The organism is Nocardia sp. NPDC050630 (assembly GCF_044457245.1).
Taxonomy (GTDB): Bacteria; Actinomycetota; Actinomycetes; order Mycobacteriales; family Mycobacteriaceae; genus Nocardia.
Genome location: NZ_JBITGN010000003.1, coordinates 265,889 through 279,737, shown reverse-complemented (window position 1 = coordinate 279,737; position 13,849 = coordinate 265,889). Strand labels below are relative to the sequence as shown.

The 13,849-nt window shown below is 66.0% G+C and carries 10 protein-coding genes; 2 read left to right on the top strand and 8 right to left on the bottom strand.

Translation table 11 applies throughout. The features are described from left to right. Positions 1–56: 56 nt before the first annotated feature. Positions 57–1,715 (top strand): ABC-F family ATP-binding cassette domain-containing protein, encoded by a 1,659-nt coding sequence (locus tag ACIBG0_RS11445; RefSeq protein ID WP_397031577.1) that lies wholly within the window; start codon positions 57–59, stop codon positions 1,713–1,715. A 232-nt stretch (positions 1,716–1,947) separates the two neighbouring features. Here the strand turns inward: ACIBG0_RS11445 and ACIBG0_RS11440 are convergent, their stop codons facing one another. The 6 genes from ACIBG0_RS11440 to ACIBG0_RS11415 all read right to left on the bottom strand — a co-directional run bounded on the left by ACIBG0_RS11440 (position 1,948) and on the right by ACIBG0_RS11415 (position 10,284). Next, the gene (locus ACIBG0_RS11440; protein ID WP_397031575.1) at positions 1,948–2,571 is read right to left on the bottom strand and encodes a hypothetical protein; all 624 of its coding nucleotides are present in this window, start codon (positions 2,569–2,571) and stop codon (positions 1,948–1,950) included. A gap of 466 nt (positions 2,572–3,037) precedes the next feature. Further along, on the bottom strand, positions 3,038–4,414 hold the full coding sequence (gene glmM, locus ACIBG0_RS11435) for a phosphoglucosamine mutase (RefSeq protein ID WP_397031574.1): 1,377 nt from the start codon (positions 4,412–4,414) through the stop codon (positions 3,038–3,040). Positions 4,415–4,631: 217 nt separating this feature from the next. Next, complete coding sequence (gene rpsI / locus ACIBG0_RS11430; RefSeq protein WP_364346242.1) at positions 4,632–5,132, bottom strand: 30S ribosomal protein S9; 501 nt, start codon at positions 5,130–5,132, stop codon at positions 4,632–4,634. Then, entirely contained in the window at positions 5,129–5,572 is a 444-nt protein-coding gene (rplM, locus tag ACIBG0_RS11425) for a 50S ribosomal protein L13 (protein ID WP_040686710.1), read from the bottom strand. The genes rpsI and rplM overlap by 4 nt, the downstream gene beginning before the upstream one ends. A gap of 145 nt (positions 5,573–5,717) precedes the next feature. Continuing rightward, complete coding sequence (locus tag ACIBG0_RS11420; protein ID WP_397031573.1) at positions 5,718–7,607, bottom strand: hypothetical protein; 1,890 nt, start codon at positions 7,605–7,607, stop codon at positions 5,718–5,720. A 70-nt stretch (positions 7,608–7,677) separates the two neighbouring features. After that, positions 7,678–10,284, bottom strand: coding sequence for an FHA domain-containing protein (locus ACIBG0_RS11415; protein ID WP_397031571.1), 2,607 nt, complete (start codon positions 10,282–10,284; stop codon positions 7,678–7,680). Between the two features lie 107 nt (positions 10,285–10,391). Between ACIBG0_RS11415 and ACIBG0_RS11410 the strand changes: the two genes are divergently transcribed. Continuing rightward, positions 10,392–11,837, top strand: coding sequence for a metallopeptidase (locus ACIBG0_RS11410; protein WP_397031569.1), 1,446 nt, complete (start codon positions 10,392–10,394; stop codon positions 11,835–11,837). A gap of 357 nt (positions 11,838–12,194) precedes the next feature. Here ACIBG0_RS11410 and ACIBG0_RS11405 read toward each other — a convergent pair whose 3' ends face one another. Then, positions 12,195–13,040, bottom strand: coding sequence for an alpha/beta fold hydrolase (locus tag ACIBG0_RS11405; RefSeq protein ID WP_397031567.1), 846 nt, complete (start codon positions 13,038–13,040; stop codon positions 12,195–12,197). Then, the gene (locus tag ACIBG0_RS11400) at positions 13,040–13,804 is read right to left on the bottom strand and encodes a PIG-L deacetylase family protein (RefSeq protein WP_397031566.1); all 765 of its coding nucleotides are present in this window, start codon (positions 13,802–13,804) and stop codon (positions 13,040–13,042) included. Before ACIBG0_RS11400 ends, ACIBG0_RS11405 begins: the two co-directional genes overlap by 1 nt. Between the last annotated feature and the right edge of the window lie 45 nt (positions 13,805–13,849).

Genomic DNA, 13,849 nt, shown 5'->3' with positions numbered 1-13,849 from the left:
GCAACCCCGAGCACGGCCCCCTCGGTGCCGACGTGCGGCACGGACACGGCAGACTCATGCTGGTGAGCACCACTCTGCACGCGCGCGGACTGTCCGCGGGCCACGGCGAACGCACCCTATTCGACGACCTCGATTTCACCCTTGCGCCGGGTGATGTGATCGGTTTGGTCGGCATGAATGGTGCGGGGAAGTCGACGCTGCTGCGCATGCTCGCGAACCGCTCGACACCCACCGGCAGCATCACGCTGTCCCCACCCGATGCCACGGTCGGGTACTTGGCGCAGGAGCCCGAGCGGATTCCCGGCGAGACGGTGCTCGAATTCCTCTGCCGCCGAACAGGTGTCGCCGAAGCGCAACGCATCATGGACGCTGCGGCAGAACGTTTGGCCGATGGCGGGGAGGACGAATATTCACCGGCCCTGGAGCGCTGGCTCGCGCTCGGTGGCGCTGATCTGGATCAGCGGGCCGAGGAGGTCGCAGCGGACCTCGGACTCGCGAAAAGCCTGGCGAACGGCCTCGACACCGTGATGACCGGACTCTCCGGCGGCCAGGCAGCCCGCGCCGGACTCGCTTCGGTCCTGTTGTCCCGCTTCGACATTCTGCTGCTCGATGAGCCCACCAACGATCTGGATCTCGACGGCCTGGCTCGGCTGGAACAGTTCGTGACCGGCGTGCGGGTGCCGCTGATGGTGATCAGTCACGACCGAGAGTTCTTGGCGCGCACGGTGAATCGCATTGTCGAACTCGATCTCGCACAGCAGCGGGTCGGGATCTACGACGGCGGCTACGAGGCGTATCTGATGGAGCGCGAGATCGCCCGCCAGCACGCCCGCGCGGCCTACGAGGAGTACGCCGAGACCAAGGCTGGACTCGAGACCCGCGCCCAAATGCAGCGCAACTGGCTCGAACACGGCGTCCGCAATGCTCGCCGTAAGGCGCGCGACCCCCGCAAGCTCGACTCCGACAAAGCGGGCCGCAAGATGCGCGCCGAATCCACCGAAAAGCAGGCCGCCAAGGCCCGCCAGACCCAACGACGCATCGAACGTCTGGATGTGGTCGAGGAGCCGCGCAAGGAGTGGGAGTTGCGCATGTCCATCGCGGCCGCGCCACGCAGCGGCTCGGTGGTCGCCACGGTGGCGAATGCGACGCTCACCCGGGGCGAGTTCGAGCTCGGCCCGATCACCACCCAGGTCGACTGGGCCGACCGTATCGTGCTGACCGGCGCCAATGGTTCGGGTAAGTCCACACTCTTGGCCCTGCTGCTCGGAAAAATCCAGCCCGACAACGGAACTGCCACACTCGGCTCCGGCGTCGAAATCGGCGAGGTCGATCAGGCACGCGGACTTTTCCGCGGCAGTGCCGCCCTCGCGGATACGTTCAGCGTCGAAATGCCCGACTGGCCTGACGCCGAGGTCCGCACCCTGCTGGCCAAATTCGGCCTCCGCGGCCCACATGTTCTGCGCCCCTGCGAAAGCCTCTCCCCTGGCGAACGCACCCGCGCCGCACTTGCCCTACTCCAAGCCCGCGGCGTCAACCTGCTGGTCCTCGACGAACCAACCAACCACCTCGACCTGCCCGCCATCGAACAACTCGAGCAGGCAATCGAATCCTTCGAAGGCACAATGCTTCTGATCACCCACGATCGCCGTATGCTCGACTCGATCACCGCAACCCGCCGCTGGCACATGAACAACGGCCGCCTCACCGAAAGCTAGGTCACCTCCTTCCGCGCGCTGGCGCTGCTCTGATCCCGATTCTGGAAGCAGCGGAGTACCGGTTCGGGAAGACACGGAACCACCTGGACTCGCCATGAGAAGGCGTGACGCCAGAACGTGATACCGCAGCCCGAGACAGCACGCCTCAGGAGTCATTCGGTGCGGGCCCGAACTGCCGCATCTGGGACGAATTCACATGTCGAGCCGATGGCCGACGTGCGTCTGCAAACCCTCAGGATTCTGGTAGCGCTGCGACGGAGCAAGATAGGCGGGTGCGAAGCGTGGATTGCGCGCGGGTGTCGGCCAGGGAGATCAGTTCGGCGGCTTGGGTGTAGCCGCGGCGTCTGTGGTGGCGCTGCAGTTCGGTGGTCAGGGCTGTGCGGGGGATGCCGAGGCGCAGTGCGGATTCCAGCGTTGCCAGGGCTTCGGGGCGAGGGGCGGTGCGAGCTACGTCGATTGTGGTTCGGGTGGGATTGGTGGCCGCAATGCCGTGGGTTAGTTCTAGTTCGGCCTTGTCGATGCGGTCGCGGTGCACGACCAGGCGGCAGGAGCGCGAATCCTGACGGCCCAGTACGTGGGTGGGTTGGCTGGGCGGTATTACCAGACCGTGTAGTTCGGCGGCGGTGTGATAGGCGGCGATCAACGTTGGTACTCCCATGGATAGTCGGGCTGCTTCGACGCGGAGTTGGGCCGAGGGTGGGGTGGTTGACTCGCGGAAGACGCCGCGGAAGACACGGACCCATTCGCCTCGGTCGAGCAAGGTTCGCATTTCCGCGCGGGTGTACTCGCACAGCACCTGCCATGAGGTGAAGACTCCGAATTGCTTGTCCCGTACTTCTTCCAGACCTGGTCGCATACGCCGACTATGGGCGATCCCGAACCCGACCTCGATGCCCGACCAGCGCAAACAGAAAGTCTGTGGATAACCGGATTCCTGTGGACAAATCGCCACGCCGCCAGAGAACTTTCGAGCCTCGTGCTGTCGGTCGACCACGCGAGGCAGCCAGGTGACCATTCCGGCCAGCCGATGGGTCGCTCGAGCTGGGCTGAGAATCATCCGACTCGTGGCTTACCCTCCATAGCCAGCGCAGCAAACATCCCCGATTCCCATGAGCGCTGTTCAGGCGCACGCCCCGGTGCGAGCCCAGGGTTTGCCAGCTGAGACGACAGTGCGCGGCTGCCACGCGCACCAGCTACCGTGCGACTGCCCCACCGAACCGCAGCAGTGACCAGCGCATGCAACCATCAAACCCACCCGACCGCCATACCGAGCACGCACCAGCGATCAGGAGTACGGTTGGCCGACCTTACCGCTGACGCGGCTATACCGCAGCGACGCGCTTGGCCAGATCGTCGGCCAGTTGCTGGGCTTGGACGAGGTCGGTGGCCTCGACCATCACCCGGACCAGTTGCTCGGTTCCGCTGGGGCGCAAAAGGATTCGGCCGGAATCCCCGAGCACGCGTTCGGCTTCCGCTACCGCCTCGCGGATCTCGGTGGCCGCGGCGACCGTCGCCTTGTCGGTGACCGGAACGTTCACCAGAACCTGCGGCACCGTCTGCAGTACTGAAGCCAAATCGGCCAGCGTGCGGCGCGTCTGCGCCATGCGGGCCATCAGTTTCAACCCGGTGAGGATGCCGTCGCCGGTGGTGCCGTAATCGGGGAAGACTACGTGGCCGGATTGTTCGCCGCCGAGGTTGTAGCCGCCGCGGCGCAACTCCTCGAGGACGTACCGGTCGCCGACAGCGGTGGTACGCAAGGCGATTCCGGCTTCGCGCATCGCGATATGCAGGCCCAGGTTGCTCATGACCGTGGCGACCAGGGTGTTCTGGACGAGCGAACCGGTCTCGTACATGGCCAGGGCGAGGATGGCCAGGATCGCGTCACCGTCGACGACGGCGCCGTCGGCATCGACGGCCAACGTGCGGTCCGCATCGCCGTCGTGTGCTATGCCGAGGTCAGCGCCGTGTTCGCGCACCGCGTGCTGGATGTGTTCGAGATGTGTTGAGCCGCAACCGTCATTGATATTGAGGCCGTCCGGTTCGGCATTGATCGCGATGACCGTCGCACCGGCCGCGCGGTAGGCCGCGGGTCCGACCTCGGAGGCCGCGCCGTTCGCACAATCCACGACGACGGTCAGCCCGGACAGATCCTGTCCGGTCGCCTCGACCAGATGCTCGACGTACCGCTCGTGCGTGCCCGACTCGCTGTACTGATCCGAGATCACCAGGCCGTGATCGCGGGCGCCGGAAGCGTTCAGCACACGACCGATCCCCGCCCCGATCGGCCGCAGCGTGGCGCCTTCGGCGATCAACGCCTCGATCCGGTCCTCCACCGCGTCGTCGAGCTTGTGGCCGCCGGCCGCGAAGATTTTGATTCCGTTGTCCGGCATGGGATTGTGCGAAGCCGAGATCATTACGCCGAGGCATGCGTCGTACAGACCGGTCAGATAAGCCACAGCGGGAGTCGGAAGAACGCCGACCGAAAGCACATTCACACCCGCGGCGGTCAGGCCGGCGGTGACCGCGGCTTCGAGCATCTCACCGCTGGCGCGTGGATCGCGACCGACCACAGCGAGCGCGCGCTCTTTGCCGCGACTCAGGATCTGCGCGGCGGCACCGGAAACCCGCAGCGCCAGTTCCGGACTCAGCGATTCATTGGCAAGCCCACGGACTCCGTCGGTGCCGAACAAACGTCCCACTACCCTCGCCCCTCATCGTAGATCTGCGGCGTGCGCGACGGGCACGGAGGCGGCAGCCCGCGTAACCACGCAGGGCCCCGCAAACGCCGCAAATAGATACAGCACGAGAGCAGGCGCCCAGCTGTGCTGGAAGCCTGCTCTCGCACAGGTGCCCCGCCGACCGTACCGTCTCCGACACCTGCACGGTGTCGGATGACGGTGGCCGACGTAGCCAAAATCAGCGCTTCGAGTACTGCGGCGCCTTGCGGGCCTTCTTGAGGCCGTACTTCTTACGCTCGGTGGCACGCGGGTCACGTGTCAGGAAGCCGGCCCGCTTCAGGGCGGGACGGTCATCCGGGGTGACCTCGATGAGCGCACGGGCAATGGCAAGACGCAGCGCACCGGCCTGGCCCGAGGGGCCACCGCCGACAAGACGCGCGTGGATGTCGAAGGACTCGGTCCGCTCGACGGTCACCAGCGGCGACTTGACCAGCTGCTGGTGCACCTTGTTCGGGAAGTAGTCCTCGATGGTGCGGCCGTTCAGCACGAAGTTGCCGGAACCCGGCAGCAGGCGCACGCGAACGACGGCTTCCTTACGGCGACCGACGGTCTGCACCGGACGGTCGATCACGACAGGGGCGTAGCTGGCGGGCTCGGCCTCGTAGCCGTAGTCCTCCTCGACGACCTCGACGTTGGCGTCCTCGGTGTAGTCCTCGTTGAATTCCTCAGGAGCGGTCACTGGGCCACCTGCTTGATCTCGAACGGAATGGGCTGCTGAGCGGCGTGCGGATGCGTCGGGCCCGCGTAGACCTTCAGCTTGCCCGCGATGGCGTTGCCGAGCTTGTTCTTCGGGATCATGCCCTTGACGGCCTTCTCCACGAGACGATCGGGGCGCGACTCCAACACCTGACCGACAGTGCGCGACTTGAGGCCGCCCGGGTGTCCGCTGTGGTGGTGGATCAGCTTGTCGGCCTTCTTGTTGCCGGAGATGGCAACCTTGTCGGCGTTGATGATGATGACGAAGTCGCCACCATCGAAGTTCGGCGCGTAGGTCGGCTTGGTCTTGCCGCGCAGCAGATTCGCTGCCTGGACGGCGAGACGGCCGAGCACTACGTCAGTGGCGTCGATGACGTACCACTTACGGGTCACGTCACCCGCCTTGGGGCTGTACGTAGGCACAGTGGTTCCCTGTCTGTAGTCGGTGTTGCCAGCCACGGCGTGCAGTCGAGTGAGTTCCCGGCGGCCGGTGGAGACCCGGGGCTCGACGTAGTGCCACACGCCAACGGGCAACGATACCAGCCATGCCCCAGCGGTATGAAACCGGTCAAATCTCGATCGGTGGACCGTGGTCGATCGCACCGGGCGGCCCAGGGACGACGTAGCGGGGGACGTCGATGCTCGGCTGCGCGCACTCCGCGCCGGCGGCATCGAATCCGGGGTCGGCCTGTTGCGACACCAGACCCGGATCGTATCCGCGAGCCGCGGCAATGCCCGCACGCTGCTCATTGGTGACGTATGGGGTCAACGGGCAGGAGACCGGGGCCCCGGCGACCGAAGCGGCCAGTTCGACGCGGTCACCACCGGACGGGATGGCCATCGCGGCCAATGCGGCGGCGCCGGCCACCGCCTGCGCGCCGAACAACTTGCCCCAGCGCTTGCCCTTGCGCGGTTTGTCGTCGTCGTCCGATTCGCGGGGGTGCCATTCCGAACCGCTCTGCGGTGGTTGGCCCTGCGGCGGCTGGTAGGGGCCTCGCGGCCCTAGCGGCGGCACCGGCCCTTGCGACGGCGGACCCTGGGGCGTGGGCGGGCGACCGATGACGGTAGGCCGCTGTTCTTCCTGATACTGCCCGGGCGGGCGGGTGAATCGGCTACCCAACTCGGCGAGGTTCGGTGGCAAAGACTCCCGGGTGACCCGAGTGGTCGGCTCTTCCCCAGTCGGCTCGGTCGCCGGCCGCACCGTCGGATATCCGGGCCCGTACTGCACGACCGGCGGATGTGTCCGACCGGTGTCATGATGCCCCTGCCCCTGCCCCTGGTCGGGCCGGACTTGCCCCTGATCGGGAGGGCCCTGCCCTTGCTCCGGACGCACCTGCCCCTGATCAGAATGCACCGGCCCTTGGTCGGGACGCCCCTGTTCCGGCTTGCCCTGCTCCGAACGAGACGACACCTCCCGCCCCTGCAACGCCTCCGCCTGATACTGCGCCGACGATGCCTGCGCGGCCTCCGCCTGCTGCTGCGCCGAAAACTCCTGCTGCTGCGGCGAAAACGCCTGCTGCTGCGCCGAGTCGGCCTGATACTGCGCCGAGTCCACCTGCCGCGCCCGCGGCGGCGGTGCCGGCTCGGCATGGCGCCCCGCCGACTCCGGCTCACCGTTCTCGTTGTCGGTCACCAGCAGGTGTGAGGCCCCGAGCACCAGCGCGTGCATCGGGTGATCGGCCACGTGCAGCCGGTGCCCGAGGTGGTTCTGGAAGGCCAACCGCAGTGCGTCGTTGAAGCAGACATTGCCGGACAGCAGCACCGTCGAGGTGTCCGCGCCGATCGAGCGGGCCGCGGCCATCACCTCGATCACCACATTGTCGGCCGAACGCGCATCGCGCATGGCCTCCGCGGTGACCGGCACGTCGACCGATTCGGTCGGCTGCTCATCGTCGCCGTGCACCGCGACGACCAGCATGGTCCGCCCGTCGGAGTACACCCCTGTCGCGCCGATGCCGTGTGGATTGCGATCGTCCGGGGACCGCACCAGGCCGAGCGCACGCACATATCCCGACAGCGCGACGCTTTCCGGCAGCGGTTCGACCGTGACGTCCAGCCGCTCGACCAGGTCGACGTAGACATCGACCTTGGCGTCCGGCCAGCCGTCCGGAAACGGCAGCGCGACCAGATCCGGTTTACCGCGCAGATATTTGCCGACGGCCGCGAGCGGGTTGTACATGCGGGCACGGAAGACCAGTTCGGCGGGCCAGGTCGCACCGGCCACCACGATCTGCGGATGGCCGAGGATGTCGCGCACATCGGCGATCGCCATCCCCAGATCCGGCCGCTGCCGCTCCACTCCTGCGGTATGCAGCCGACCCGACGAATCCGCCAGCAGATATGCCGGCGGCGTGTACGTACCTTCTACTTGCACGGGGCGGATAGGTGTCCCGCCGCCGCCCGCGGCAACGGACACCACATCCCACCCGAGATGTACTGCCCCAACTCGCACCGTCACAGGCATAAGTGTGCCTGTTGCGCGAGCGCCGTGCTTACCGCATCCGGTGAGAACCCGCCTGAGCAGCCCGTCACGCGTTCGACTTCCGCAACCGCAACCGGCGCCAGGTGATAATCGCCAACACCGCGGTTATCGCGACGAGCAGGCCGATATCGAGATACCAGATATTCGGCTCGTGCTTCCACAGCGCATCGGGTTGCGCGTTGGCGAACAGTGTCCGAATATCCACCGTCGACGCACCGGCCGCATACCCCCACCGTGACGGGAACAGCCACGAGATCTGTTCGAGCACCACTCGGTTGGTCACCGGAATCAGACCGCCCGCCATCACCAGCTGGACCATGATCATCACCACGAGCATCGGCATGACCTGCTCGTTGGACCTCGCCAGACTGGACAGCAGCAGGCCGAAGACCACACAGCACACCGCGGTCAACGCGATATCGAGATAGAGCTCAGCGGGGCCGTTCGGGATCACCGAGCCCTCCAGCGGCGGCTTCTTACCGACCAGTGTGATGCCGACCAGCACCGCCGCCTGCAGGAATGCCGTAATGCTGAATATCGCGATCTTGGCGAGCAAATATGCCGAAGGCAGCAGCCCGACCGCGCGCTCGCGATAGAAGATCGTGCGCTCGCCGACCAGATCGCGCACGGACAGTGTTGATCCCATGAAGCAGGCGCCCAGGATCAATACGACGAGCAGCTGCTGCGTCTCGCTGCCCCCGGACGGGACGAACAGCACCTCATTACCGCTCTGTACTTGCTCCAGCGGACCGCTCTGGAAACCGTTACTGCCCGGCACTACCAGCGAAAGGGCACCGAGGATAAAGGGCAGGATCACCAGGAACGCCAGATAACCGCGGTCGGCGAAGATCAACCGCACCTGCCGTCGCGCCAGCGTGGAGAACTGCTTGGCACGCCCGGATTGCGGCGGACTGCCCGCGGACCCCTGCCGCGGCGGTGCGGGCGGTGGCGGCGGTGGCGCGAAGGCCAGCCTGGACCGATACGCGGCGAATGCCTGATCGGGATTCGCGGCCACCCGCCCGAAGATCTCGGCCCAGTCGCTGGTGCCCATGGCCGCGCCGACGCTGGCCGGATGACCGCAGAAGGCGGTCTTGCCACCGGGCGCGAGCAACAGCACCTGATCACACATGTCCAGGCAGGCCACCGAGTGGGTGACCACGATGACGGTGCGCCCGGCGTCGGCCAGTTCGCGCAGCATCGTCATCACCTGACGATCCAGTGCCGGATCCAGACCCGAGGTCGGTTCGTCCAAGATCAGCAGGGACGGACCGGTGAGCAGTTCCAGCGCCACCGACGCGCGCTTGCGCTGACCACCGGAGAGCCGATCGACCCTGGTGTCGGCATGTTCGTTGAGCGAAAGTTCTTGCAGGACACCGTCGATCACCTTCTGACGGTCGGCCTTGGAGTTGTCCGGCGGCAGTCGCAGCTCAGCCGCGTAGCCGAGGGCCTGACGCACGGTGAGCTGACGGTGCAGCACATCATCCTGCGGCACCATGCCGATGCGGGAACGCAGCGCCTCGTATTCGGCGTGCAGGTTGCGGCCTTCGAAGGTGACCACACCGCCGGAGGGGTGTGTGCTGCCCGCGATCAACTTCGACAGCGTCGATTTGCCAGCGCCGGAAGGTCCGATGAGTGCGGTGAGGGTGCCCCGCCCCGCCTGCATATTCACATCGACGAGCAACTGCTTATTGCCTTCGACGGTGAACCCGACGCCGTGCACGTGCAGCCCCTGTTCGGCGACCGGCTTCTGCCGATGTACCAGTGTGCCCTGCTGAACGACGAAGTCGATATTGCCGATGGTGATGATGTCGCGCTCGCGCAGCACCGTGCGCTGCTCGCGATGTCCGTTGACGAAGGTGCCGTTGGCCGAGCCGAGGTCCTCGATGGTCAGGCCCTCGGACGCCGCGACCAAGCGGGCGTGCTTGCGCGAGGCCAGCGGATCGTTGACGACGATCTGATTGTCGGAGGTACGACCGATATTGAGTCCGCCCGGCGGCAGGCGATCAGCCCTGGCGATCGGCGCTGTGGACGGGCGCGTGCGGACCGGCGGCAACATCGAACTGTCGGCCTTGAAGGTCATATTGACGTTCGGCTGCTGCGGTTGGGAGGGCGGTGGCTGCTGGGGTTGCGGCTGCGAACGTGCTTGTGCGGGTTGCTGTTCTGGGCGTTGCTGTTGCGGACGCTGCTGGGACGGCGGCTGTGAAAATGGTTGTGGCGGGTATTCCGGACGCTGCTGGGACGGCGGTGGCGCCTGCGGTGTCCGTCGCGGATGCTGGTACCCCGGCGGCACCGACGACTGCGGTTGGGACGGCGGTTGCGCCGCAGGCGGCCGGGCCGCCGGCGTCGCGGGCAGCAGATGCAGTAGCGGACCACTGATCGCATCACCGAGGCGCACCTGCGTTGGCCGATTGATCGGCACCGGCTGATTCAACCGCCGCGCATCCACGAAAACGCCGTTGGTACTGCCGTTATCGGTGAGTACCCAGCTGTTGCCCTGCCAGGCGAGCGTCGCATGCACCCGTGAGACCAGCGGACTGTCCACGAAGAGCGTCACTTCCGGTGCGCGACCCATCGTGACCTGTTGATTCGAATCGAAGACCCGTTCGGTTCCATCATGGCGCACGGTGATGGTCTGCGCCCCCGGTGAAGACATGCAGCGGATACTATTCCATCACCCGGACTTCGGCGGTGCCCCCGATGCGCCTTTTGCCCCGATCCGGAGACCGTTACGAACGTGCGACCGGCCGACTAGGGGGAGCCTTGCCGAAACTCCGAGCGACCGCAGTCATTGCCGTAGCCCTCTGCGTAATCGCGATGTTGGCGGGCTGTACCCGTGCGGTGCACGGTCGAGCGGTTTCGGTCTACGACGATCCGTTCAAGGTCGCCGGACTACCCACCACGAGCGGTCCGAACGGGCCGCGTGAAGGCGTTCCCGACAGCTCGCTCACCGCGGTGAACGGCGACAGCGGCGAGGTGGATGCGCTGGCGCTCAACGCGATCGATGATATTCAGGCATATTGGCGCGCCGAATACAGCAAGGATTTCGAAGGGGAATTCAAGCCGGTCGACAAGCTGATCTCATGGAGCGCGAAGGCGCCGCGCAGCCAGGCACTCGAATTCTGTAAGGAATCCACTTATCACCTGGTGAACGCCGCCTACTGCCGACTGGACAACTCGATCGGGTGGGATCGCTCGGTGCTGTTGCCCACCATCGAGGACACCTTCGGCAAGATGGCCGTGATCATGGTGCTCGCCCATGAATACGGACACGCCATCCAGACACTGGCGAAAATCGTACAGCCCAAGGATCCGGTGATCGTCAAAGAACAGCAGGCCGACTGCTTCTCCGGTGCGTTCATTCGCCATGTGGCCGAAGGCAAATCCAAGCACTTCACCATCAATACCTCCGACGGCCTGAACTCGGTGCTGGCCGCGACCGTCGCCATTCGCGACTCCAATCCCGACGATCCCGAGAGCGTGCACGGTTCGGCATTCGAGCGGGTCACTGCCGTGCAGATCGGCTTCACCGATGGCCCGAAGGCGTGCAAAGCCATAGATATGCACGAGATAGACCGCCGCCGCGGCAACTTGCCGCAGAGCTTCAAGGATGATCCCGGCCACGGCGAGAATCCGATCGACAAGGACAGTCTGATCGAGCTCAGTAAGGCACTCGCGGTGATCCTGCCGCTGAAACAGGCGCCGACCTTCAACTACTCCGGCGCGAAGATCGACTGCAAGAACGGTGTTGCCACACCGCCGGTTTCGTATTGTCCGGCCAAGAACACCATCGCGACCGATGTGCCCGCGCTCGCGCAGCGCGGCACATCCGATGCCGATGACAATGATCCGTTGCCGGTCAAGGTGACCGGCGATTACAACGGCTATGTCGTCTTCATTTCGCGCTACACCCTCGCCGTGCAGCAGGCCAACGGTCAGCAGCTCGTCGGTGCGAAGACCGGATTGCGCGCGGCGTGCCTCTCGGGTGTGGTCACCGGCAAGCTCGCGCAACCGGGCCGGACCCAGGCACAAGGCGATATCGTCTTGGCCGCAGGCGATCTCGACGAGGCGGTCTCCGGACTGCTCGCCGACGGACTCGCGGCCAGCGATATCGAGGGCAAGACCGTACCGAGTGGGTTCTCCAGGGTCGACGCGTTCCGCGCCGGGGTGCTCAACGGCGAGCACACCTGCACGTCACGGTATTCATAAGCTCCCCGGCTCTGCGCACCTTCAGGCGCCGGACTCATGTGTCTGGCCAGTAGCGTTTGCTGCCGCGCGCGAGTGGTGCGATGTGACCTGCCAGTTGCACGGGATACCAGGCGAGTTCGACGCTGCCCTGTGGTCGAGTGCGCGCCGGACGCCTCCGCTCTTTCCGGATGCGGTGACGCTGAGTCCATCGGCAGTCGAATCTGTTCTACTCGGATAGTCCGCGGTCGGGCGATCTCGGCGACATACATGTAGGAATGACCCGGCAGATGAACGGCTTTCGCCCGGCACGGTCATCGTGGCGCTGCGGCAATATGTCGGGCCGGTGTGGGCGACCTAGCTCGCCCGTGCGGGCGGAGGCTAGAAGAGATTCGGCGTCGTCGGCAGCACATCATCGAGAAATGCGGTCACCATCGGCGCCAGTACGGCTGACTCGCCGAAGATACCGAGATGCGACGTCGCCGGCAGAATCACCAAGCGCGCGGGCGGAACCCTCAGCAGCGCCCCTGACGCCGCCGCTTCCTCATCGCCGCCACCGCGTAGTTCGAACATTGCCAGCGCATGCTCGGGCTTCAGTGCATCCGCATCACCGGCGACGACCATCGTCTTCGCGGAAATCGAACGCATCTGCGCGTCGCTGATGTTCTGGTCATTGACCCCCAAGATCTTCATCTTTTCGAGATAGGCGTCGAACGCCGCGCCGTCCGGGGTGTGCTCCCTGAACGCCTTCTCGACGGATGTTCCGGCAAAGGCTGCGGCGCTGAGACCCCTGATGCCCTCTAGCACCGACGCGTACCAGCCGTCCTGGCGGTAGGTGGCCGACACCGAGACCAGTTTGTCGACGAGCCTCGGGTGACGGAGCGCGAGCTGCAGCGCGACCCCGCCGCCTTGCGAGTAGCCCAGCGCATCCGCGCGCTCGACCTGCAACGCGCGCAGCAGCGCCGCGGCGTCATCGGCGAACTGCTCGTAGGACATCTCGCGTGAAGTGTCCGGGGTGCGGCCGTGCCCTTGCTGATCGAAGACGATGACGGTGCGCGTGCTCGCGAAGGCGGACACCCACGACTTCATCGAGTCGGTGGACATGAAACCGCCGGGAATGAGCAGCAACGGAGACGTCTTCGACGTGCCGAGCTCGCCATACACTTCGTAATAGATGCTCAGACCGTTGAGTGGCAGATGACCGTTGCTCGAAGGCTGCGTTGCCATCACTTCGACGAGTCCTGCGTGTCTTCGGTGGCGAATTCCGGTGGTGCTTGCAGGTCATGGGCGCGGAACAAGACAGCGTGCTCCACGCCCATGGCCTTACCGCTCAGCGCGGTGAACCGCGGGATGAAGTCCTCGGGGGCGGGGTGGTCCGGGAGCGCGGCCAGGTACGCGGCGTGCGCCTCGAGGGAGGCGACGCCGCGGCGCAGCGGCTCACCGGTGACCTCGACGCCGTGGGTCGCGGTGCCGGCGAGTCCGGGGACGATGTACCAGCGCACGGAGTGCGGTTCGAGGTCGTCGTCGATCTGCTCCGGGAAGACCCACCGGTTGCCCGCGTCGCGCACCGCGTCGAGCGTCGCGAGCCCGGCCGCGCGGTGGTCGGCCTGGTCGAAGCCATAGGGCGTCTCGATTTCGTAACCGGCGCCGAGTACGACGTCGGGCTTGAACCGGCGGATCTCCCGGCAGATATCCCGGCGCAGGTCGAGGCCGTAGACGAGCACGCCGTCCGGATGTTCGAGGACGGTCAGGTGCTCGACGCCGACGACGGCGCAGGCGGCTCGCTGCTCGGCGACGCGCAGGCGAGCGGTCTCCTCGGGACGGTTCGGCATGCCGGCCTCGCCGCGGGTGAGCAGCAGATAACCGACCTCGATGCCACGCGCGGTCCAGCGAGCGACAGCCGCGGACGTGCCGTACTCCATGTCGTCAGGATGCGCGACGACACAGAGCACACGCTGGAAGGACTCCTCCGGGAGGGCAGGCAATGTCATGTCGGCCATCGTCGCGCGTCGCGGGCCCGCTGTCCTGCGTTTCAG